This is a genomic window from Zymobacter palmae (genome assembly GCF_003610015.1).
Taxonomy (GTDB): domain Bacteria; phylum Pseudomonadota; class Gammaproteobacteria; order Pseudomonadales; family Halomonadaceae; genus Zymobacter; species Zymobacter palmae.
Genome location: NZ_AP018933.1, coordinates 1396217 through 1416981, shown reverse-complemented (window position 1 = coordinate 1416981; position 20765 = coordinate 1396217). Strand labels below are relative to the sequence as shown.

At 53.8% G+C, this 20765-nt stretch carries 26 protein-coding genes; 12 read left to right on the top strand and 14 right to left on the bottom strand.

The features are described 5' to 3' along the window. Positions 1-2: 2 nt before the first annotated feature. Positions 3-1031: an ABC transporter substrate-binding protein gene (locus ZBT109_RS06320; RefSeq protein WP_038278890.1), complete on the bottom strand. Its 1029-nt coding sequence runs from the start codon at positions 1029-1031 to the stop codon at positions 3-5. Between the two features lie 119 nt (positions 1032-1150). Beyond that, the gene (locus ZBT109_RS06315) at positions 1151-1903 is read right to left on the bottom strand and encodes an SDR family NAD(P)-dependent oxidoreductase (RefSeq protein ID WP_027705673.1); all 753 of its coding nucleotides are present in this window, start codon (positions 1901-1903) and stop codon (positions 1151-1153) included. Between the two features lie 164 nt (positions 1904-2067). Between ZBT109_RS06315 and ZBT109_RS14270 the strand changes: the two genes are divergently transcribed. The 6 genes from ZBT109_RS14270 (at position 2068) to ZBT109_RS06295 (ending at position 5130) form a co-directional block, all read left to right on the top strand. Further along, on the top strand, positions 2068-2343 hold the full coding sequence (locus ZBT109_RS14270; RefSeq protein WP_456300744.1) for a hypothetical protein: 276 nt from the start codon (positions 2068-2070) through the stop codon (positions 2341-2343). An 85-nt stretch (positions 2344-2428) separates the two neighbouring features. Then, a complete protein-coding gene (locus tag ZBT109_RS06310) occupies positions 2429-2968 on the top strand; it encodes a PAAR domain-containing protein (RefSeq protein ID WP_084261862.1) in 540 nt (179 codons plus the stop codon). After that, a complete protein-coding gene (locus ZBT109_RS06305; protein WP_084261861.1) occupies positions 2965-3690 on the top strand; it encodes a polymorphic toxin type 44 domain-containing protein in 726 nt (241 codons plus the stop codon). The genes ZBT109_RS06310 and ZBT109_RS06305 overlap by 4 nt, the downstream gene beginning before the upstream one ends. Positions 3691-4515: 825 nt before the next feature. Then, complete coding sequence (locus tag ZBT109_RS06300) at positions 4516-4701, top strand: hypothetical protein (protein ID WP_027705671.1); 186 nt, start codon at positions 4516-4518, stop codon at positions 4699-4701. Positions 4702-4751: 50 nt separating this feature from the next. Next, entirely contained in the window at positions 4752-4892 is a 141-nt protein-coding gene (locus ZBT109_RS13805; protein ID WP_156934044.1) for a hypothetical protein, read from the top strand. Next, positions 4873-5130, top strand: a complete 258-nt coding sequence (locus ZBT109_RS06295; RefSeq protein ID WP_027705670.1) for a hypothetical protein — start codon at positions 4873-4875, stop codon at positions 5128-5130. The genes ZBT109_RS13805 and ZBT109_RS06295 overlap by 20 nt, the downstream gene beginning before the upstream one ends. Positions 5131-5340: 210 nt before the next feature. Here ZBT109_RS06295 and ZBT109_RS06290 read toward each other — a convergent pair whose 3' ends face one another. From ZBT109_RS06290 to tusD, 7 genes are all read right to left on the bottom strand, one after another. Further along, positions 5341-6801, bottom strand: a complete 1461-nt coding sequence (locus ZBT109_RS06290; RefSeq protein WP_269460483.1) for an APC family permease — start codon at positions 6799-6801, stop codon at positions 5341-5343. Positions 6802-6950: 149 nt separating this feature from the next. Next, positions 6951-8321, bottom strand: coding sequence for a putrescine aminotransferase (locus tag ZBT109_RS06285; RefSeq protein ID WP_084261860.1), 1371 nt, complete (start codon positions 8319-8321; stop codon positions 6951-6953). Positions 8322-8812: 491 nt separating this feature from the next. Continuing rightward, positions 8813-9409, bottom strand: a complete 597-nt coding sequence (locus ZBT109_RS06280) for an acyl carrier protein phosphodiesterase (protein ID WP_027705667.1) — start codon at positions 9407-9409, stop codon at positions 8813-8815. Between the two features lie 5 nt (positions 9410-9414). Then, positions 9415-9759: a TusE/DsrC/DsvC family sulfur relay protein gene (locus ZBT109_RS06275; RefSeq protein ID WP_027705666.1), complete on the bottom strand. Its 345-nt coding sequence runs from the start codon at positions 9757-9759 to the stop codon at positions 9415-9417. Between the two features lie 24 nt (positions 9760-9783). Beyond that, the gene (gene tusB / locus ZBT109_RS06270) at positions 9784-10068 is read right to left on the bottom strand and encodes a sulfurtransferase complex subunit TusB (protein WP_027705665.1); all 285 of its coding nucleotides are present in this window, start codon (positions 10066-10068) and stop codon (positions 9784-9786) included. Positions 10069-10078: 10 nt separating this feature from the next. Next, the gene (locus ZBT109_RS06265) at positions 10079-10432 is read right to left on the bottom strand and encodes a DsrE family protein (RefSeq protein WP_027705664.1); all 354 of its coding nucleotides are present in this window, start codon (positions 10430-10432) and stop codon (positions 10079-10081) included. 58 nt (positions 10433-10490) lie between these two features. Beyond that, positions 10491-10883: a sulfurtransferase complex subunit TusD gene (tusD, locus tag ZBT109_RS06260; protein WP_027705663.1), complete on the bottom strand. Its 393-nt coding sequence runs from the start codon at positions 10881-10883 to the stop codon at positions 10491-10493. 270 nt (positions 10884-11153) lie between these two features. On the opposite strand from tusD, the gene ZBT109_RS06255 reads away from it, so the two are divergent. Beyond that, positions 11154-11618: a hypothetical protein gene (locus ZBT109_RS06255; protein WP_170144697.1), complete on the top strand. Its 465-nt coding sequence runs from the start codon at positions 11154-11156 to the stop codon at positions 11616-11618. 461 nt (positions 11619-12079) lie between these two features. On the opposite strand, the gene ZBT109_RS06245 is transcribed toward ZBT109_RS06255, so the two are convergent. From ZBT109_RS06245 to ZBT109_RS06230, 4 genes are all read right to left on the bottom strand, one after another. After that, positions 12080-12427, bottom strand: a complete 348-nt coding sequence (locus tag ZBT109_RS06245; protein ID WP_027705660.1) for a hypothetical protein — start codon at positions 12425-12427, stop codon at positions 12080-12082. Between the two features lie 92 nt (positions 12428-12519). Then, a complete protein-coding gene (locus ZBT109_RS06240) occupies positions 12520-12810 on the bottom strand; it encodes a GIY-YIG nuclease family protein (RefSeq protein WP_027705659.1) in 291 nt (96 codons plus the stop codon). Between the two features lie 12 nt (positions 12811-12822). After that, entirely contained in the window at positions 12823-13539 is a 717-nt protein-coding gene (gene rpe / locus ZBT109_RS06235; protein WP_038278885.1) for a ribulose-phosphate 3-epimerase, read from the bottom strand. Between the two features lie 162 nt (positions 13540-13701). Further along, positions 13702-14352: a TIGR04211 family SH3 domain-containing protein gene (locus ZBT109_RS06230; protein WP_027705657.1), complete on the bottom strand. Its 651-nt coding sequence runs from the start codon at positions 14350-14352 to the stop codon at positions 13702-13704. 793 nt (positions 14353-15145) lie between these two features. Between ZBT109_RS06230 and ZBT109_RS06225 the strand changes: the two genes are divergently transcribed. Next, the gene (locus ZBT109_RS06225) at positions 15146-15640 is read left to right on the top strand and encodes an Hcp family type VI secretion system effector (RefSeq protein WP_027705656.1); all 495 of its coding nucleotides are present in this window, start codon (positions 15146-15148) and stop codon (positions 15638-15640) included. A gap of 174 nt (positions 15641-15814) precedes the next feature. Here the strand turns inward: ZBT109_RS06225 and ZBT109_RS06220 are convergent, their stop codons facing one another. Further along, positions 15815-16144, bottom strand: coding sequence for a DUF1820 family protein (locus tag ZBT109_RS06220; RefSeq protein WP_027705655.1), 330 nt, complete (start codon positions 16142-16144; stop codon positions 15815-15817). Between the two features lie 497 nt (positions 16145-16641). Here ZBT109_RS06220 and miaB point away from each other — a divergent pair, with 497 nt between their 5' ends. The 4 genes from miaB (at position 16642) to ZBT109_RS06200 (ending at position 20730) form a co-directional block, all read left to right on the top strand. Next, complete coding sequence (gene miaB / locus ZBT109_RS06215) at positions 16642-17991, top strand: tRNA (N6-isopentenyl adenosine(37)-C2)-methylthiotransferase MiaB (protein WP_027705654.1); 1350 nt, start codon at positions 16642-16644, stop codon at positions 17989-17991. A 105-nt stretch (positions 17992-18096) separates the two neighbouring features. After that, positions 18097-19191: a PhoH family protein gene (locus ZBT109_RS06210; RefSeq protein WP_027705653.1), complete on the top strand. Its 1095-nt coding sequence runs from the start codon at positions 18097-18099 to the stop codon at positions 19189-19191. Then, entirely contained in the window at positions 19191-19667 is a 477-nt protein-coding gene (ybeY, locus tag ZBT109_RS06205; RefSeq protein ID WP_027705652.1) for an rRNA maturation RNase YbeY, read from the top strand. The genes ZBT109_RS06210 and ybeY overlap by 1 nt, the downstream gene beginning before the upstream one ends. 199 nt (positions 19668-19866) lie before the next feature. Then, complete coding sequence (locus ZBT109_RS06200; protein ID WP_027705651.1) at positions 19867-20730, top strand: HlyC/CorC family transporter; 864 nt, start codon at positions 19867-19869, stop codon at positions 20728-20730. The last annotated feature ends 35 nt before the right edge of the window (positions 20731-20765 follow it).

The window sequence follows — 20765 nt, the reverse complement described above, 5'->3', positions numbered from 1 at the left end:
ACCTAACGCTGCCAACCGAAGTCCCTCAATGCCTTAGCCAGCAACTCGACACCCTCTACCGTATCCAGCGAGGGGTTCATCGCACGCGCAGGCATCACAACGATGTGCCCCTCACGCACGGCGGTCAGCTGGCGCGCCAGAGGATCCTGATCTAGAAACTGCTGTTTGGCCTCAATGTCATCGGCGGTGAAGTGACGCCGCGCCATCGACCCGATCACAATAATGTCCGGGTCTGCCGCAGCAATACGCTCCCAACTGACGGCAGGCCACTCTTCAGCGCTATCAATCACGTTACGAACACCCAGCGTGCGATTGATCCACGCGGGAGCGCCTTTTGCGCCAGCAACCCACGCATCGCCCCCCAGCTGAGCGCTGGAGAACCAGTACAGTACCGTCGGTGCTCGACGATCCTGTGCCAGTTGCTGTCGAGTGGCTTGCTCGATGCGCTGCTGCAGCGATGCCACCAAGGCATCCCCTCGTTCAGGAACGCCCATGATCGTGGCCAGCTCGTGAATTTCCTGATAGAGCGTGTCGATGGTGAACGGTGCCTGGCGCGCACCATCAATGGTACTGGCAGCGACCTTTTGCTTGCAGTCAGTGGGCGACAGATAAGTGGGCACCCCCGCCTGCGTAAACTGTTCACGCCGAGCAGTGCGCCCCTGCGGACCGATATCGGCAACGAACTGGGCCGCGACAAGGTCGGGCTGCTGTGCCAGCACTGTCTCGAAGGCCGGATGACGGCCAGCCAGTACGGGAACATGCGACGCTTGTTCACGCAGCGCTTCTGGAACAGGATCCAGCCAGACACCACTGGCCGCCAAGCGCTTGGCCTGTCCGAGCGCCAGCACGATCTCGGCACTGTTCTGACCGAGCGTGACGATGCGCAAGGGAGGCCGGCTAAAGCTCAACGATTGCCCACAGTTATCGAGCGATACAGGCGTATAGGCAAGCGGTGTCGATGCTACGGCCAGCACACTGCTTGCCAGCAGCACACCAGAAAGCGCCAGGCGGAAAAGAGAGCGATGTCGCATAGAAAAATCTCGAAAGAACAGACGGAACAATGCCCCGCCGCCATCGTCATGGCAAACGGGGCACCGATAATAACAATAGTGACTATGATAACCGACCTAGACTGTTTCAGGTGGCACCATCACATGCCGTGGTGCGCACCACCATTGATCTGGATGATCTGCGAAGTGATGTAGTGCCCTTCCGATGAACAGAGGAAGAACCCCAGCCCTGCCGTATCCCGAGGAAAGCCCGGGCGCTTGAGCAGCGTCTCGTCGACCAGTCGGTCGTAATAGGCCTCCGTCATCATATCGCCAAAGATTTCGGTTTCAGCGATATAACCCGGCGCAATCGCATTAACGTTGATATCACGCTCGCTCAAACGACGCGCCCAAGTGTGCGTCAATGAATGCATTGCCGCTTTAACGGCACCATAGGCACCACTGCCGCCTACCGCCAAACCACGGTACACGGCGATTGAGCTGTACAGCACGATGCTACCGCCGTCCTCCATCAACGGCAGCAACGCCTCTACCGGCAGCACCGTCGGCAATACATTGGCCTGAAAAGTCGCCTGCCACTCTTCCTCGATCTGCGCCACCGTGGCACGCTCCGTTTGGGGAGCTGCGCCGGCACAGCATACGATGGCCCTTACCGAGCGTTTCTGCTGCCGAAGAGTCTCCGCCAGCGCTTCGGCACCGCTGGACAGGCTCATATCCTGCGCACAGAACGAGGCCTTCCCGGGCACTTCAGCATTGATGGCCTCCGTGACCTGACGCAAGCGCTTCTCACGGCGTCCAACCAACACGACCTCCTGTCCCGCAGCGGCAAAACGTCGAGCAGTTGCCAGACCGATACCGGCACTGGCCCCAATGACTACGATCACACCTGTCATAATGGCATATCCTGTTCGTTATCATTTGTATTCATGCATCCTGCTCTGTCACTTTTACAAAATGGCACGCAGCACCCAGTGGGCACAGTGCTTCTTTCGTAAAACTGGGGGTCGGATGAACATACAGACTATACCGCTATAGCACGCCCTCTCAGCAGTTCAGCATCCACCTTGGCAAGCAGCCCTACACAATCAAGATCCATCAACGCGATGGCCACGTCTATGTCGATCTGTATGTGAACGGCAAGGCTGTTGTGCTGGTACAGGAGCGTCTCAGCCTGACACGTCACGCGTATTTCCCCTTCAGCGGAGAGCTAGTGTTTGTGGGTACGCGGGAGCGTGATGATCACCGCTCTACACGGATTTCAGTGCAAGGTGGCCTCTGTGATATCTCTATGGCAGCTAACCTACGCCCTTGCCCCACCTGTCCTTTGAAGTAGCTACCTCTATCACTTACCGGCATGATAAAAAAGCCTAAAAACACCAATCATGACAATAAGTTGTCTTTTAAAAAGAGGGTGAGCTGTGAACATAAAGGGATGGGTGCGTTTGGGAGATAAAGCTGCCTGCGGAGGTGCAGTAGTTGAAGGGTGCCAAAACGTTATCAGTCATGGTCGACCGTTGGCACATGTGGGATCAGCCATGGCCTGCCCCTTCGGATGTCGCATCATCGAAGGCGATGCCACAACAACCTTACCTAACCGCAGGAATGCCGCGCTTCACGGTCACCGTACGTCTATGGGTTGCCCTATCGTATCATCTCTCAACAACGTCAATGGACAAGGCACTTTGCCGGGAGAACCGATCGTCAATACATTCTATTCTGACCCCAGTAATCCACCGTCAGAAAAGACCGCTGGTGGCTGGTTGCCCGCGACACACGATGATCATTTCGTGATAGCCAACCCGCATGGAGAGCCCATTCCTCACGTGCCCTATCGCATTCAGTTGGCAGATGGGCACATCGAAGAAGGCGTCTCTGATATGGAAGGCAAAAAGCATATACTGACCCAGACTCTCAGCGCCCAAGAGTTTCGCGTTTGGATCAAGGCACCGACGGCATGAACTCTATAGAACATAGTGAAGGTCAAGATACCTGGCGCTTAGTCGCCACAGGCACAACTACGCCTATCGAAGATAACACACCTAAAATAATTAACGTTTGTAATTGCCCAGAGCTAGGCTATTGGTGTGCGGAATATATCACGGGAGAAATGAAGAAAAATCCATTTACTCCAGAGGCCCAAAAAATCCGACGTCATTTGGAAAAATCAAATTTTACATCAACATATAATCGATTGTCTTGGTGGAAAAAAGCACTTTATGCTACATCTCCTAAAACAGGTTATCTTTCTACATCAGGAAAACATTATTCATATGCTTGTTATCTATGGTATGAACAAGTTAGTTATAAAAAACCATGGGATCACAAAGTTTACTTGGGGCAAGAGTTAAGAAGAATAACTATCGAAAAAAACATAAAAATATATAAAGATTCATGGGCGTGGAATAAAATAAATGGTCATGATTATTATTTTGACATCTGGTCTAACATTCATTACGGATATGTCGGGTATCTTGTAGGTTTTAGTGAAGATGCTTTGAGACGCGGCGCCGCCCTAGCACAAGCAAGAAATGATATTTTTTCTAAAAAACACTATATTCAATACCATAAGGAAAACGAAGATATAATTGCCAGCATGGATGATGTTAATGATCAAATATCCATTAATATAGGTATTGAGCTTGCAAAAACAAAGCCGCCAGAAGAACTGCAGCTATTTTGATTTACTTTCTAAAATAGAGTCTATTCCTGTTCCATGGGGAGGAACAAACGAAAATGATTCTAAATCTAAAAGGGTCCATGAATGTCAACCAAAAAACTAGCCTTCTCCATGTGCGGGATAGTAATATTTATATTGTTATCTTATGGAATATATAAATTATTTTGTTTTTCTGGCGCAGAAATAAAAATCAACTCTCCAAAAGATGGTGAAAGCGTTTTATCAGATTGTATGTGGATGGGAACTACTATGACAAAACAGGAGTATCTTCTGGAGAAACTCGTAGTTTAGGAATCGATAATGAGGAACTGGAAAAATGTTCCCATGAGGGAATAATGATTGTTATAGAAAAAAATAGCAGAGCAATATCAGGCTTGGAAAGAGACTGTAATTTTAGATATCTTGAGATACAGTTAAACAAACATGGAGAAATAATAGAAAACAAACAAAAATAATAAAATAATTTTCATTATTTACATCAAAACCCTGCAGAGCGCGGGGGGGGGGGGGGGGGGGGAATATCTGGGATTTCTATGCTAAAAAACGCAAGATCGTCCCCCATATTAGCTTATCCACTGATAGTGGTGAATTCAGCGGCGGTAAGGGGCGATACCAAGGCGGCCCCGCTGATTGAGGCCCTCGCCAACGAGATCGGCTGGGCATTCATCAACGATGGCTTAACCACGGTATTGCGCGATGTCTGTGAGGAAGGCGCTGCTATTGAGCAGATTCATGACTTGGCGCGCGCAGCGGGCATTGCCTGCATCATGAGCTCGAACACGGTCACCATCCCACCTTATAACAGCATCACGTCCTCTACCCCCACTGATGCATCGCCCGATTGGCTATCCCGCCTTTGCCTCAGGAGGCATTGCTGCCAACATCCTCTTCAACCCGGCCATCAAAGCAGGCGGCAAGGTCAGTCTCTCGACGTTCGTAACGCAAGCCAACGGTGAGTTCAACGTCCACACCGTGCAACACCGCATCTCGTGCGATGCTCCAGATGGGGAGTGATCGACGCACTTTTATGCCAACAAAGGAAGGCCTACACCTGAACGGACGCCATGACTAACGCGGCTCCCTACGGCCACCCTAAAGCGGCGCGCGCCTCAATGAAGGCCGACGTCGATTTCATCATCAGCAAGAATCGTACGGTGACGTTGGTGCAGGTGGTCGCCGTGAGAGATGAAGAGTGGCAACGGTGAGTCCGACACCGACTGCGTCGACATCAAGCCTCTGGCGAAGTCGACGTGTGCTCGCGACAGCTCCATCGGACAGCTACTTGATGTCGAATATCAGCAGGTCGTTGCAGATCACAGCCACTGGTATGCAGAAAGGGGTGATGAGACAAAGTACCCCAAAGAAACCACAGCCGAGGCAGACGCCGAAGGCATCAGCACACTACAGGCAGCGCTGGATCTTACAGGAGCGGCAACACGCTAATCCGTTATTAATAGTCACTATTGGCTTTGGTTTTCGATAGGCCGATAAGGATGCTCTCGTAAAAGACATCACCCCAAGACACACCTTCTATTGCCGTTCACCGCCACAAACCTCATAAAAAAAGCGCCCCAGTAATGATCTTCCCGAGACGCTCATTACTGCTGTGTCATCACGCAGAGAGAATGCCACGCACCGTTCTTACTACAGGCACTAGGTACGCACTTGCTCCGGTGCGTGGCTATCCCCGAAAACCGGCATAGACCGACGCAGCCCATGGGTCTTGTAGAACATGAAGGCAACACCCAAGGCCGCCCAGCTCAAGCCAAGGATCAGCGCGGGCTTGGACAGATTGAGCCACAGGATGCCGATGCCTGCGACACCTAGCAACGGCAGTACCAGATACTGCAGGTGATCCTTCAGCGTATGACGACGCTGCAACCGAATGTAAAAATGACGAATAACGGCCAAGTTGACGAACGTGAACGCGACCAGCGCGCCAAAGTTGATCATCGCCATGGCGTTTTCCAGATCAAAGCAGAGCGCGCTTAGCGCTACTGCACCGACAAACAGCGTATTCAGCACCGGCGTACCCCATACTGGGTGCAGGTAGGCGAAGAAACGTGCAGGAAACACACGATCTCGCCCCATAACGAACAGCAGCCGGGATACGCTGGTCTGACAGGCAATACCTGATGCCAGCACACCGATAAGTGCGCAGCCCAGCATCAGCGTCTGGAACAGCTTGCCACCGACGAACACCGCAATTTCAGGCAGCGCATTGTCCGGATCCAGCTGCCCACTGGCCGGGAAATACAGCTGAATGAAGTAGGACACGCCGATGAAGATCAGCCCGCCATAAAGGGCCACCAGAAAGATCGCTTTTGGGATCACACGCACCGGCTCGTGCACTTCTTCCGACAGCGTACTAACGGCATCAAAGCCCAAAAACGAAAAGCACAGCACGGTAGCCCCTGCCAGCATCGGCATAAGGTGCGCATTTTCAGACAGAAACGGCTGCAGGCTCAGCACGTGCTGCTGATACTCATGCGTCGCGATGCCGTGCCACACCAACCCGACGAACACGGCCATCATGATGACCTGAATCCATACCAGTACGGTATTGATATGCGCCACCCAGTTCACGCTGCGCAAATTAATTGCCGTGATCAACGCCACGAAGCCTGCCACCCACATCCAGCCAGGCACGCTGGGAAACAGCGCAGACAAATAGATCTGTGCCAGCAGCGCATTCACCATCGGCAGCAGAATATAGTCCATCAGCGACAGCCAGCCGACCATGAAGCCGGTGCGGTTGCCGATGATTTTTTGTACATAGGTATACGCTGAACCTGCCTGCGGAAAATGGCGAGCGAGCTTGCCATAGCTCAACGCCGTCAGCAGCATGATTCCTAGCGCCAATACATAGGCGCTGGGCACATGGCCACCACTTTTCTGCGACACGATAGCGAACGAGTCGAATACCGTCATAGGCGTCAGATAGGCAAGGCCGATCACAACGACTTGACGAAGAGAGAGAGAGCGTCTGAGTTTCGACACTGACATATCGTCAGTGGGCGTCACAACAGCGGGGGTAGAACGATGATGAGTGAACAACATGAGGTAACCCTCCGAAGACAGCCATGCCAGAATTTGGTCGAGTAGAACTGGCATGGGGCCCCTGGATACCGGAAACGCATCAAGGAATGATGTCGCTTCCGGCCGTTGCTTGACAATCCCGCGCCAGTGCTGGAACGCCTGATAACGGACAGCCTAACAATGGCTTAATTTTCCGTTAACATTCAGGCGCTTATACTCACCTTCTAGAGGGAGTTCCTTACCTCTTGCAGTACTGCGCGCGCAGTATCCATTACTTGATGGCATTGGTCTAGCGTTATTGTCAGAGGCGGTTCAATTCGCACAGTCTTGGCATTGATAAGCGTCCCCGCCACCAGCACTCCGCGGTCGAACATGCCTTTAGAAAAGGCATAACCGATGTCGTTTTCTTGGAATTCAAATGCCATCAGAAGCCCCTGACCGCGCGCCTCTAGGATCAGATCAGGGAACTCATCTTTCAGTGCAATCATGCGATCGAGCATGACCTTACCCTTCTCCGCAGCAGCGCCCGGGAGATCGTTATCGATCAGCTCTTTGATGGTAGCCAACGCCGCGGCACAGGCCAACGGATTGCCCCCAAACGTAGAGGTATGCAGGAAAGGATTTTCAAACAGCGTCGAGAAGAGCTCTTCCGTTGCCACAACGGCCCCGGCAGGTACGACACCGCCGCCCATCGATTTCGCCAAACAGAGGATGTCAGGCGTCACGCCGTAGTGTTCACAGGCGAACATACGTCCTGTACGCCCGAAGCCGGTCTGCACTTCGTCGAGGATCATTACGATACCCTCGTCATCGCACAGCTGACGTATGGCAGGCAGATAGTCAGCCGGCGGCACGATGACCCCACCTTCCCCCTGCACCGGTTCGAGAATGATGGCGGCAACGTCGTCGCCCACCGTGGCGCAGTCAGCAACGATCTTGCGCATCGCATCAATATCGCCATAAGCCACGTGACGGAAGCCCGGTACTAATGGCATGAACGGTTTGCGGAAGACAGATTTTGCCGTTGCGGACAACGACCCTAGCGATTTGCCGTGGAAAGCCCCCGTCGTCGAGATCACGGTCGTTTTGCCACGCGACGCCTGATACCCCTTAGCCAGCTTGAGGGCAGCCTCAACTGACTCAGTGCCGCTGTTGGTAAAGAAACTGTACTGAAGCCCGCCAGGGGTCAGCTGTGCCAGTACCTTGGCCAACAGAGCGCGCAAGGGATCCAGAAGCTCCTGAGAGTGTAGAGGCTGCTTGTCCATCTGCTGACGCACCGCCTTCAGCACGGCGGGGTTGCGATGACCCACGTTGTAGATGCCAAAACCGCCAAGGCAATCAATGTACGTGTTGCCACGACTGTCCATCAGGGTATTCGGGCTGCTGGAGCGCCATTCAACGGCAGCGTAGTTGCCGTCATCTGCCACGGATTTACGGTACTCAAGGAAACCAGGGTTCACGTAGTCACGGAAATTCGCCACTACTTCATCGTTGAACAACGCCAGTTCGTCGCCGGTCAACGTTTCCTTGCCGATAGTGGTCAGCACGCCATCGATAAATTCAGTGATGTCGCCATAGCGGTTGTCATCATTCATACCATCTTCTCCACACGGGTAAAAAAACTGAAATTGCAGCGTAACGCTGATAAGAAAAGCAATTACTGTGCCAAGAATGGAAGCACGGCAGCCCTTCAGTTGTTTCTTTTAGATAACACTAAGAAAGTGTAGACGGAACAGAAACAGATTGCCACGCGTGAACATGGAAATAAAACGGCACGAATAAGCGAAGTTGCATCCATCACTAATGAAAATAGTCAAGATTGTTAATAAAATAACGGGGCGGATCGATTAACTATAACCAGCCACATCACGTACATGAGAAAGCAGAGTTGAACATGGTGGTTATTAATTAACGATTAATAATGGAGAAGAGAGAACAACGTTTATAATAGAGGGCTATATTTTCTATAATATATACAGCAATACTCGCATAGAAAATAATGACAGAAAGCACTTCCACCATGAGCACAAACTGTCAAAAAATAGCACTTTAAAAGAAGATTAACGATGAGAGAAAGGCCTGCTTGTCAGCGAGATAGGACAACGCAAGTGCCCGTTGCAATATTGGTCTGCCGCCACATATCCTGCCAGATAACGATAAAAATACGCTCAAGCTGTAGCAAATGGGTCGCAACCCACTCACACAGCGGCGTGAAATCCTGCGGACGACGCATATGCCGCCCTACGCCCATGATAGTGTCCAGCATGAACTGACGCTCGGCGGAACGCACCAGCCACCGCCCTTTCACCATGTTCTGCAGCAGCGAAGCCTTGCTTGGCGGCAGCCACTCGGCCCCTTGAATGACACAATGACAGCGTTGGATCAGTGCGGACCAGCCTTCATCAGGAGCCAACGCTGACAAACGGTGCAGGCAATAGTCCCAGACGATATCGAGTGCGATAGCAGCAAAGCGGCGCTCAGGCATACGCTGCACCAGCGCCTGCACGTCGGGGTGAGCGTCAATGATGCTATCCACCAACCGATGATGCACCACACCTTGCCGAACTGCAGGCGATAACGCATCTAAGGCTTGCTGCCCTTTGACGCCATCAGCGATCAGGCAGCCTAGAAGCTGGGCGTCACTGCCTGCTTGAGCCAGTGCCGCGTGGCCTAAAAAATTCATCTATTTCAGTGACAGTTGGTCGGTCGCGGCAGCCCTGCAAGGCGTGCAACGATCTTGGCGGGACTTTCGGAACGCTGCTCATCTTCCGGGAAAAGCGCCATCAGATACATGGACGCGCCCTTTTCCTCCCCCAGAGCCGTGCGCACCGCTTTCACTAAGGGACGCATGGCCGGCACCATTTCAAAGCGTGCATAGAAACTACGTACCACCTCAATGATCTCCCAGTGGGCGGGCGTTAGCACGCGGCCTTCATGCGACGCTAGGGCTTCGGCCACCTCAGGCGTCCAGATGGACAGGTCTTCAAGGTAGCCTTCGGCGTCCAGAGAAAGCGCGGCGTAATCAACGGTCATAGAGGTATCTCAACAATCAGGTATTTAGTGCCAGGTTACGGAGGAAGCGCATTCCTCGGTCAGCGCCATGAAGCCATTGACGTCGACCCACTGTATAGCCGGGTGCGCCAGCGGTGTAATTCCGCGCGCATCGGCATCATCTTTCAAGCAATAGGTCTGGGCTTGGACCCGCTCCGGTAAGATAACGGTATATTTTTCTTGAACGACGCCATAGACCCCATCTTCGATCAACAGCAGTCGATCATCGTCTGCTAGGAACTGCACGACATCCTGCAGCCGATCCACTCGATTCACGATATACAATTTCATCTTGTCTGCCCTAGAACACCAATATGTTTGCATGGCGACTCAGAAGCGCCCGTGCATCGCACATCACGCAGCCTTCGATCAGATGATCACTGCTCAGGCCGCGTGCTTTAAGCGAGGCCTTATCCACTTGAATCGGCCCGATGTCGTACATTTCAAGCCCTTCTAGCATGCGCAGCGTACCCTTCTGACCCAGTGGCCCGGCTTCTTGGCCACGCAAGGCGACAAAGACCCCATCGCCAGCCAGCAACAGCGTTACCGACTGATCCAGCGAGGCCGCTACTAGCGCCACTTCTAGTCCTTCGCGTGCCCAAGCACTGCCATGCGGTGCATGGTTTAGCGTAATCAACAGTGACGTTGCGGCCATTCCTATCGTCTTCCCTTTCCTTTATTTACAGCCGTTCAGGCCACGTATCATCGCCACGCTACGGTGCAAACGTGATGAATCGGTCGCTTAGCTGTTGCGCCATGACTAGCTCGCTTAGCCCGGCAAGACGAAACCCTTCTGCCAGCGTAGGGGCGACGATGCCGTAGCGTGATGCCTCGCGCGCGTCAAGAATGCCGCGCCGTGCACCAGCAGCAACGCAGACCAACAGTTCGCACTGCTGCTGTTCGGCTACCCGCTGCCAGCGCTGTAACAGATGAGGCTCATCCTGAGGCGGCGTCATGGCTGCCGCACCGTTGAACACACCGTCATGATAAAAGAACACCGCCTTGAGCTGGTGACCACGCTCAGGCAATGCTTCTGCAAGCCTCAGGGCAGAATGAGACGCCTGCGTACTGTAAGGCGCCCCCAACACCATAAAACCATAATCCATAGCGCGAACTACCACCCTCTGGCCCTATCAAATGCCCATTACATTGTCAGAACGTTTCTTTCCAGAACCGTTTCAAGCAGTCAGCCATGTTTTCGGCCAATCACTGATTTCGTATAGAAGAACATCCTATGCATTGATCATACTGGCATGCATATAAAATAAGGCGCTGTTTTATAAAGCATCATACCTTTATCCATCAGCGTGTCTCACCGATGAAGGGTGATAAGCCTACTCCCAACGGTGCACCCTCTACAATGGCGTCGATACGCAGTGATCGCGAAGACCATGCTTCTATATGCCTCTAACAGACGCGGCAGCATGTTCTTCCTATCCAGCACACGAAAGATGCTGGCGAGTTGGAAGATAGCGATGAGTGCCACGGTGCCACAGCATATCACCCCTGACATTGAGCCTAAACATGCACAAAGCGCTCGCGATCGAAAGCCACAGAAAAGAGATACCATTTCCCACAAGCAGAGAGCAGAGAGCAGAGAGCAGAGAGCAGAGAGCAGAGAGCAGAGAGCAGAGAGCAGAGAGCAGAGAGCAGAGAGCAGAGAGCAGAGAGCAGAGAGCAGAGAGCAGAGAGCAGAGAGCAGAGAGCAGAGAGCAGAGAGCAGAGAGGCTCTTGTCTATCACTCCGCATGTAAAGTAAATAATGTCGATAATTACGCCATTGAATCAATGGCTGAGCCTAAACACCAAAACAGCTCAATATCATTCATAGCCATGACATGAATAACGTATTCTTATCAATACAAACTGACCATTGGCACACGTTCATCGATATTGAAGCAAGCATCATGAAAGCAATCCATCTTGCCACGACAAAGTTGCTTTTCTTATCACAACTACACATTAAAATTATATTTCATAATTCCAATATCCATATCATTAAAGGGACTTGGAACCACAAATTGCGGTTAAAACCGTCTATTTTGGAAAGGGAAAAAGCAATCACTCAGATGATGAAACAGCCTCTAAGGCCGACAATAAATATTGCCATGTTATCAGACACCATGCAGGATCATTGTATAAATAAATGTCCGAGCCAGTAGCCCGGATAAAGCCTCGGCTTCCCATGCATACCATAAATGCCCTGCTTCAAGGCTATATCACAAGCGCTTTGCTCGCCCTTTCCAGTAAACAGGTGAATGGCAAAGAACCGCTCGCAATGCGGCGCACCAGAAATGTGCCAACTAGGGCGTATTCAATTCGCCTGACGAAAAGGCCTGCTGGCATTGCTGCAGCAGCGCAACATCACTCTGATACATGATTCCATTAGGGTGCGCAGAGGCCCTTTCGGAGAGCCCTGTCATGATGGCGGAGCCGAGCGCCAGTGCCGCAGCAGACTGTCTATAGCGATCTGCTCGTTCAGCGCGGCGTTCATAAAGGCAACGCAGTAGACGCCCAGAATCTTTGGCGTGGTAGGAAGCCGCCTGCTCGCTGTTTAGCTGCTGCTGATAAGGCGTTAGTGCAGGCGAAGAGCACGCCACTAGCCCGAGCAGCATAAGGCTAGCCGTGCAGCGAAGCATTATCGTGGTCATAACGGCTCATGAGGGTGAAAGAGGAGCAAATGGCCTAGCGCACAATGCCGGAGCCTTTGACACTCTGGCCGCCACACAATAACCCGCTTGCGTTAACGATCAATCAATAACGCATCAAAAGCCAGTACACCCTCGACCAAGTCCAGCTTGCGCGCTCGAGACAGGCGCTTCACGGCATACTCCGCACGCAGCGCCCGTCTTTTCTCACCTACCCGGCAGTGGTAGCGCAGCTGCAGCGGCGCCTTTCCTCTCAGCGCACGCGCACCACGAGGGGCACCGGCCGTATGCTCCTTTAGCCGCCGCTCAATGTCGGTCGTTATCCCCGTATACAGCTGTCCATGAACCGTCTCGAGGATATACAGCCACCACACGCGCTCCGTCATGTCGGGCGGCGATCAGGCCAGCGCGTCGCGGAAACGTGCGACAACGCTGTCGTAATCATGCGGATCAGCAGCGGCACGCGCACCGAACAGTGCTGAACCGGCCACAAAAAGCTCTGCGCCAGCATCGGCGATATCGCGAATGTTAGCGGGCTTGACGCCCCCATCAACCTCAATCTGAACGCGTTGAGCATGATGGTCGTCCAGCCATGAACGTAACTGGCGCAGCTTGCCCAGCGTGGCGGGTATAAAGGACTGACCACCAAAGCCGGGGTTGACGCTCATGACCAGCACACGATCCACGACATCAAGTACGTGTTCGAGGCAGTCAATACGAGTGGCAGGATTGAGCGCAAGCCCTGCTTCCGCACCGCCGTCACGAATCAGGCGCAGCGAACGATCAACGTGACGACTGGCTTCAGGATGGAAGGTGATGCTTGCCGCTCCGGCATCCAGAAACTGTTCGATCAGCGCGTCCACAGGCTCGACCATCAAGTGCACGTCGATCGGCGCTTCCACACCGTGCTTTTCCAGATGGTCACGCAGGGCAGAACACACCATCGGGCCAACCGTAAGGTTGGGCACATAATGGTTGTCCATGACATCAAAATGGATGCGATCAGCACCGCTGGCCAGCACCGCTTCTACTTCGGCGCCGAGGCAGGCGAAATCGGCCGACAGGATTGAGGCGGACAGCTGGAAATCACGTATGGCATTTGAAGAGGAAGTCATTGGCGGACTCTCTGCGCAGGTTCGAAAGGTCATCGTGCGATCACCCAGAAGCGATCGGCTCTACCATGCCACAGAAGTGACGCTGGCAACAGGTATTGCACACGCACAGCGGGGCCGACACTGAGTGCCGCCCCACTTGATAGGTATAGTCTTTAAACGTGCTTAGATCAGCTGACGACTGCGCTTGCGAGAACGCGAGAACAGATGGGGCATGATCAAACCGAACAGCACGCCACTGCCCGCGACAGCGCCGCCATAGGCAAAGTAGCGCATCAGCACCTGCTGACGCTCACTGCCAAGCTGGGATTGAGTCGCTCTCAGATCAGCCTGAGCCTGCGTCAGCTGTTGGTTCAACTTCTGCCGTGTGGTTTCCAGTTCGTCAATCTGTGTCTTGCGCGCGTCCAGTAGCTCCCGCATGCCCGTAGTGCGCTGCTGGAAATCGCGATCCGCATTGTCGATACGACCTTTCAAATCAGCAACCTGCTTCTGCAGCTGAGGTACATACTCGGCCGGACCGGGCTGAGGCTGCAGATCGGTAGCGCGAATCCAGACGGCATCGCCCTTCTCACTGCGTACCTGCACATAATCGCCTTGGGTCGTCAGCACCTGCAGAGCCTGACCGCTTCTTACCGTTCCAACAATACGATGATTGTCAGTAGGACCACTGCGCACATAGGTCGCTAGGTGATCGCTGACCCAGCGCGTCTGATCGGCCAGTGCCGGTGTCGCTGACGCGCCCAAAAAACCGCACAACGCTAGACCTTGTGCCCAGCGACGCGAACGAAGGTTAAACCCTTCCAGAAAATGAATCATATCTGCATTGTCCATGGCTGCAGTAACAATAAACACGCAAGTGAACAGGACAACACTTGCCATAACATAAACGCATGCTGATCACTTCATGCGTGAGCCATCCAGCGCCACGATGCGGCCTGCGTACGCCGTGGCAGGGCTGCCCGGCAATTCGGCCCTTTTTCAGAAGGCCGTACAGATCTTGCATGGCAGGTAGACAAGCATGACAACGCCCACCTGCATGGCTGACCATCACCGCCGCGAACCGTAAAATGGCTACTTTTCGATACCCTATAGTGTGCCGTGAATCGCCCCACGATAAAAAGGGATGAAACGGTCAAGAAAGAAGGCATTTATACTCTTTAGTACAAAAAATAATCAAAAACAGTGCATTACAGAAACATCTGCACCTATTTTTGTTGCGATACGTGTCTCGCCGGCGCGTTCTCCTGCCCTGTGCACGAGACAATTGCCGTGCCCACTACCAGCACCACAGCCTCGCCCCCATACCTCTTCAAACATGATCAACGCGTATCGAAACCATGCTCCAGACGGCCCATAACAGGCCGCCTGCCAGCGACATACCACAACGACACGTTACACGCACACAACATGGTGCCTGCTACGCTGCATCAAAAATTCACCTGCGCGTCATGGCTCTACGGTAGAGATAAACAGCATGGCACTATAGCGATGACAAGCCGTCACACCTGACTTTAGGTACAGTTCTTATCTAGTGACAATGCCGCACAAGCATTGTTTAATATGTAGGTGCCTGAGGGCACATCACTTTTAGAAAAATAGAGGGATAGATATGGCTTTTGACGCCTACATCAAAATCGACGGGATTCCTGGTGAAGCTCTGGACTCGAAACATAAAGACTGGATTGAAATCAAATCCTACAACTTCGGGGTAAGCCAAGAAGTATCTGAAACAGCGTCCAGCGCTGGTGGTGCCACTGCAGGCCGCTCTCACTTCAGCGACTTCCACGTCAGCAAAGCCGTAGACAAAGCATCGGCTAAGCTGTTTGAAACCTGTGCGAAAGGGACTCACATCCCCAAAGTCATCCTGCACGTTAACCGTGCTGGTGGTGATCAGGTCAAGTACCTCGAAATCACTCTGGAAGAAGTTCTGATCTCTTCCTTCACGCACAGTGCAAACACCGAAGGCGACCTGCCTATCGAAAACTTCACGCTGAACTATGCCAAAATCAAGACGGCATACACACAGCAGAAACGTAGCGATGGTCAAGGCGGCGGTCAGATCGCTGGCGGCTGGGATCGTACAGCCAACAAAACGTACGCTTAATCGTCATTCAAGCCGTACACAAGAGGCTCCCTACGGGGGGCCTTTTTGATATCTGCAGTCCACCAAAAGCCCTCTTATCCCCCAGGCCATAGCCCCCTCTGACAACGGCCACCGATCGTCATGCCGCCCGCAGGCGACCGTTATCTGCACGTTCTATTGATTTAGGCTGTACACTCAATCGTCCTGACGCGGCCCGCCCGGCGGCATCGGAAACGGTGCGATCTTGCCAGTCGAGCGTACGGCGCGAGGCGTACCTTCCCGTTCGACTTCATCGATACGTAAGACCATGTTCAAAGGGATAAAACTGCGCTGCACGCCTTCGAACGAGTGACGTAACTTGTCGGTCGTCGGATCGATCACCACTTTCGAACGGTCGGCGAATACGAAATCTCCCACTTCAATGAATCCCCACAGGTCGCTCTGATAAAGCTCTCGCGCGTAGAGCTCCCATACTTCATTCTGCTGATGGAAAAGGATTCGATAAAGGGTCGTGGTTGCTGCCATTGGCCAAGTTGTCCCTATAAAAACATGCTGACAGCCTGATGCTGTCGTAAGAAAAGTGGTCTGCCTATCGAAAGGCGCACCTTCCAGCGTTCCCAAGACATCGCTGTCGAATGCGTATGCCTAGCCAAGGTCGCAGAATGGCACCGGACGCCATTCTACACGCGCCCTATCATACACGCCGGATACCGTTGGCGGGGAAACAAGATGTGGCGTTCTGCCCTTCTACTCATCCTGCCGCCGCGGTCACACCGACGCCACACCCAAAGCAACCGACTCGCGCTGTGCTATCGCATCAGGTCTGCCACATAGCGTATACTTCAAGGCTTGCTTACACGCACGGTTGCCTATTGCCTAGGGTGCATCGCGGTATCGTCTGCACGCGCGGCTCATGCTCGCGCCACCCACCGTGCTGGCTCACTGATCGGTAGGATGGATAGCCCTGCATGTTCGCTGTCCGTCACCTTCCACTCCTGTACAGGCCTGAAACGTAACCCACTATGGCGAAGAAGCTTTTCATCAAGACCCACGGCTGCCAGATGAACGAGTACGACTCAGCCCGCATGGCTGACCTGCTCGGCGAGTCCCATCAGCTGGAGCTGACCCACGACGAAAACGAAGCGGATGTCATCCTGCTCAACACCTGCTCGATTCGCGAGAAGGCGCAGGAAAAGGTATTCCATCAGCTCGGCCGCTGGAAGAAGCTGAAAGCAGCGAAACCGGATTTGGTCATCGGGGTCGGGGGCTGCGTTGCCAGTCAGGAAGGCGAAAACATCCGCAAGCGTGCGCCGCACGTCGATATGGTTTTTGGCCCACAGACGCTGCACCGCGTGCCGGATATGCTTGAAGTGCGCGATGCAGCCACCAACCGCATTTCGGTCGTGGACGTCACGTTCCCTGAAATTGAGAAGTTCGATCGACTGCCCGCGCCTAAGAGCGAAGGGGCCTCTGCATTCGTTTCCGTGATGGAAGGCTGTTCAAAGTACTGCAGTTTCTGCGTGGTGCCCTATACCCGCGGTGAAGAGATTTCCCGTCCGTTCGAAAGTGTCATGGATGAGGTCATCCATCTGGCCGAACAGGGTGTACGTGAAATCAATCTGCTGGGACAGAACGTCAATGCCTACCGCGGTACGGATGATGACGGCGAAACCGTCGATCTGGCTGAGCTGATCGCCTGCGTAGCGGCCGTCGACGGCATTGACCGCATCCGTTTCACGACCTCTCACCCGGTCGAATTTACCGATAGCCTGATCGAAGCCTTCGGTGAGATTCCGGAGCTGGTCAGCCATTTGCACCTGCCAGTGCAGTCGGGTTCGAACCGCATCTTGGCCGCCATGAAGCGTGGCCACGAACGCGACATATACATCGACAAGATGGAGCGCATTCGCGCCCTGCGTCCTGACATCAGTTTCTCGTCCGACTTCATCGTTGGCTTCCCGGGTGAAACCGAAGAAGACTTCGAACAAACAATGGATCTGATCACTCGCATCGGCTTCGATCATTCCTTCAGCTTTATCTATTCGAAGCGACCGGGCACGCCCGCAGCCGAGCTGCCGGACGACACGCCCGAAGAGGTTAAGAAAGAACGCCTCGCACGTCTGCAGGCCACTATCAACCAACAGGCGCTGCAGATTTCACGCCGCATGGTGGGCAAGGTTGAACGTATTCTGGTGACGGGCTTCTCGCCGCGCGATCCGGAAGAGCTGTCAGGCCGTACGGAGAACAACCGTATCGTCAATTTCAAAGCGGATGATGCACTTTCCTTGATTGGGCATTTCGTCGATGTTGAAATTACCGAAGCTTACTCCAATTCTTTAAGAGGAGAGCTGGTGTCGTCCGAGCGCTATTGAGGCGACCTCACCGCTCTCCAGCGTCTGTTACTCAAAGCGGGTGACGGGCAACTACAGGCGTCGCGATAGTCGTGCGCCTTTGCAACCATATTCAGGACGGTACTCTTGAGCCAGAACGCTGCCACTTCACGTCGCATCCTTCATGTCACGCTCGAACCCAATGACCCCATGCGCCTTGCTCGTCTTTCGGGACAGCAGGACGAACACCTTAAGCAGATCGAACAGCGCCTCGACGTAACGATCCGCAACCGCGGCAATGCGTTTCAGCTAGCAGGTGCCAATGCGCAGGCGCGCTTGGCCGCTCGTCTACTGGAACAGCTGTACCGTGAGACGGAAAGCGAAGACATCACCCCGGACATGGTGCACCTCTTCTTGCAGGAAACGGGTATGTCCGAAGCACCGGCCGAAGAACAGCAAGACACTGCCGAAGACGGTGACGTCATCATCAGAACGCCCAAGCTGATGATCCGCCCCCGCGGTGGCAACCAGCAGCAGTACATCCGCGAGGTGCGCAAGCACGACATCAACTTCGGGGTGGGACCTGCCGGTACCGGTAAGACCTACTTGGCCGTAGCGGCAGCGGTTGAAGCGCTTAACCAGCAGCAGGTACAGCGTATTCTACTGGTTCGTCCAGCGGTTGAAGCGGGCGAAAAGCTGGGCTTCCTTCCGGGTGACCTTGCACAGAAAATCGACCCTTATCTGCGCCCGCTCTACGATGCGCTGTACGACATGATCGGCTTTGAACAGGTCAACAAGCTGATTGAGCGCCAGACCATTGAAATCGCACCACTGGCTTATATGCGTGGTCGTACGCTGAACAACTCGTTCATCATCCTCGATGAAAGTCAGAACACCACACGCGAGCAGATGAAAATGTTCCTGACCCGTATTGGGTTCGGCTCCACTGCCGTCGTGACTGGCGACGTGACGCAGGTTGACCTACCGCGCGGCACACGTTCTGGTTTGATTCACGTACTGGGTGTCCTGGATAACGTGCCGGGCATTAGTATCACGCGCTTCCTGTCTAAGGACGTCGTGCGCCACCCGCTGGTACAGCGCATCATCGACGCCTACGACCGTCATGAAGAACAGGATGCCCGCGAGGAAGAAGAACAGCGTGAGCGTCGCCGTCAGGCACGCGAAGCAGCCCGATCGGAAGCCATGGCCTCTCGCCATGATGACAGTGGAGATACGCACTGATGGCAGTGCTACCCGAAATCGACGTGCAGTACGCAGTGAACTTTGATCAGCAGCTGCTGCCGTCGCAGGAGGTACTCGAACGCTGGCTAATGCCAGCATTCGAAGCGCACCCGGATGAAACACGCAACGAGATGACCGTACGCTTTGTCGAAGAAAGCGAAAGTCGCGAGTTAAACCACACCTATCGCGGCAAAGACGCTTCGACAAATGTGCTATCGTTCCCGTTCGAAGCTCCCCCGGGCATGGATATTCCACTGCTCGGCGATTTGGTGATCAGCCCTCACGTTGTGGCCAGAGAAGCCGAAGCGCAGGGCAAGACGCTTGCCGATCATTTCGCGCACATGACGCTGCACGGTTGCCTGCATCTTATGGGGTATGATCATATCGAAGAAGACGAAGCCGAAGAGATGGAAGCGTTGGAACGTCGGTTGCTGGCATCGCTAGGCATAGACGACCCCTACAAAGACGAGCGCTGATATCCTGCGATAGACAAGGGTATTTCCTCTCTTCCACGGCGTTGATTTGATGTTATTTTTGTGAACACTGATCTATGACCTGCCGCCCTTGCACAGGGTCGGCTAAGCTGGGACAGTGCGTTTTCAGCAACACCGCGGCGGTGCGCCCTTTAACCCTGATTCGCGCCCGCTTTACGATTCGAGGACAAGAGATTCCGCCATGAGCGATGACCGATCGAGTAGTCAGAACGGTAGAAACTGGCTTGAAAAACTGCTCGGTGCTTTTTCAAACGACAACGATGAGCCACGCAACCGCGATGAGCTGCTGGCCTTCCTTCGCGAAACCGGCCCTCGCTTCAACCTCAATCCGGATGCCATGACCATCATTGAGGGGGCTTTCAACATCAGCGATCAGCAGGTGCGTGAAGCCATGATTCAGCGCTCCCAGATCGTGGCCCTGAAGATAGATCAGCGTCCGGATGAGCTGCTGCCCATCATCAAGGCTACGGCACACTCTCGCTACCCAGTGATCGACGATAGCCTCGATGAGGTTCAGGGCGTACTGCTGGTCAAGGACCTTCTGCCGCTGATCACCCGGTCGGAAGAAGAGCGCGCACAGATCGATCTGCGCTCACTGATTCGCCCCGCAACGTTCGTGCCGGAATCCAAGCGTCTCAACAGCCTGCTGCGCGATTTTCGCGACACGCATAGCCACATGGCCATTGTGGTCGACGAGTACGGTGGCACCGCAGGCCTAATCACGATCGAAGACGTACTTGAGCAGATCGTGGGTGATATCGAGGATGAACACGATATCGAAGATGACGACGAAATCCGCGATCTGGGCGACGGCACCTGTGCCGTGAAGGCGCAACTGTCGATCGAGGATTTCAACGAACGCTTCGGCACAGAATTCTCCGACGAAGAGTTCGACACGATCGGCGGACTGGTCATGCAGCGTTTCGGCCATCTTCCCGAACGCAACGAGACAGCCATTCTCGACGACTGGACCTTTACGGTGATGAGTGCGGACAACCGCCGCATTCGCTGGCTGAAGGCCACGCCGCCGGCTCCGCACGCGTAGGCCTCGTTCGCGACGGTCCGCCAGAAAGCCTCCTG

What these genes read in the sequence shown, in the direction of transcription:
- ZBT109_RS06225 (WP_027705656.1), top strand. Translation starts at nt 15,146, where the DNA reads ATGGCTTTTGACGCCTACATCAAAATCGACGGGATTCCTGGTGAAGCT.
- ZBT109_RS06285 (WP_084261860.1), bottom strand. Translation starts at nt 8,321, where the DNA reads ATGAATGATGACAACCGCTATGGCGACATCACTGAATTTATCGATGGC.
- ZBT109_RS06320 (WP_038278890.1), bottom strand. Translation starts at nt 1,031, where the DNA reads ATGCGACATCGCTCTCTTTTCCGCCTGGCGCTTTCTGGTGTGCTGCTG.
- ZBT109_RS06230 (WP_027705657.1), bottom strand. Translation starts at nt 14,352, where the DNA reads ATGATTCATTTTCTGGAAGGGTTTAACCTTCGTTCGCGTCGCTGGGCA.
- ZBT109_RS06315 (WP_027705673.1), bottom strand. Translation starts at nt 1,903, where the DNA reads ATGACAGGTGTGATCGTAGTCATTGGGGCCAGTGCCGGTATCGGTCTG.
- ZBT109_RS06305 (WP_084261861.1), top strand. Translation starts at nt 2,965, where the DNA reads ATGAACTCTATAGAACATAGTGAAGGTCAAGATACCTGGCGCTTAGTC.
- miaB (WP_027705654.1), top strand. Translation starts at nt 16,642, where the DNA reads ATGGCGAAGAAGCTTTTCATCAAGACCCACGGCTGCCAGATGAACGAG.
- ZBT109_RS06300 (WP_027705671.1), top strand. Translation starts at nt 4,516, where the DNA reads ATGCATCGCCCGATTGGCTATCCCGCCTTTGCCTCAGGAGGCATTGCT.
- ZBT109_RS06275 (WP_027705666.1), bottom strand. Translation starts at nt 9,759, where the DNA reads ATGACCGTTGATTACGCCGCGCTTTCTCTGGACGCCGAAGGCTACCTT.
- ZBT109_RS06245 (WP_027705660.1), bottom strand. Translation starts at nt 12,427, where the DNA reads ATGACCACGATAATGCTTCGCTGCACGGCTAGCCTTATGCTGCTCGGG.
- ybeY (WP_027705652.1), top strand. Translation starts at nt 19,191, where the DNA reads ATGGCAGTGCTACCCGAAATCGACGTGCAGTACGCAGTGAACTTTGAT.
- ZBT109_RS06265 (WP_027705664.1), bottom strand. Translation starts at nt 10,432, where the DNA reads ATGGCCGCAACGTCACTGTTGATTACGCTAAACCATGCACCGCATGGC.
- tusD (WP_027705663.1), bottom strand. Translation starts at nt 10,883, where the DNA reads ATGGATTATGGTTTTATGGTGTTGGGGGCGCCTTACAGTACGCAGGCG.
- ZBT109_RS06200 (WP_027705651.1), top strand. Translation starts at nt 19,867, where the DNA reads ATGAGCGATGACCGATCGAGTAGTCAGAACGGTAGAAACTGGCTTGAA.
- ZBT109_RS06220 (WP_027705655.1), bottom strand. Translation starts at nt 16,144, where the DNA reads ATGGCAGCAACCACGACCCTTTATCGAATCCTTTTCCATCAGCAGAAT.
- ZBT109_RS06240 (WP_027705659.1), bottom strand. Translation starts at nt 12,810, where the DNA reads ATGACGGAGCGCGTGTGGTGGCTGTATATCCTCGAGACGGTTCATGGA.
- tusB (WP_027705665.1), bottom strand. Translation starts at nt 10,068, where the DNA reads ATGAAATTGTATATCGTGAATCGAGTGGATCGGCTGCAGGATGTCGTG.
- ZBT109_RS06295 (WP_027705670.1), top strand. Translation starts at nt 4,873, where the DNA reads ATGAAGAGTGGCAACGGTGAGTCCGACACCGACTGCGTCGACATCAAG.
- ZBT109_RS06280 (WP_027705667.1), bottom strand. Translation starts at nt 9,409, where the DNA reads ATGAATTTTTTAGGCCACGCGGCACTGGCTCAAGCAGGCAGTGACGCC.
- ZBT109_RS13805 (WP_156934044.1), top strand. Translation starts at nt 4,752, where the DNA reads ATGACTAACGCGGCTCCCTACGGCCACCCTAAAGCGGCGCGCGCCTCA.
- ZBT109_RS06290 (WP_269460483.1), bottom strand. Translation starts at nt 6,801, where the DNA reads ATGCCAGTTCTACTCGACCAAATTCTGGCATGGCTGTCTTCGGAGGGT.
- rpe (WP_038278885.1), bottom strand. Translation starts at nt 13,539, where the DNA reads ATGACTTCCTCTTCAAATGCCATACGTGATTTCCAGCTGTCCGCCTCA.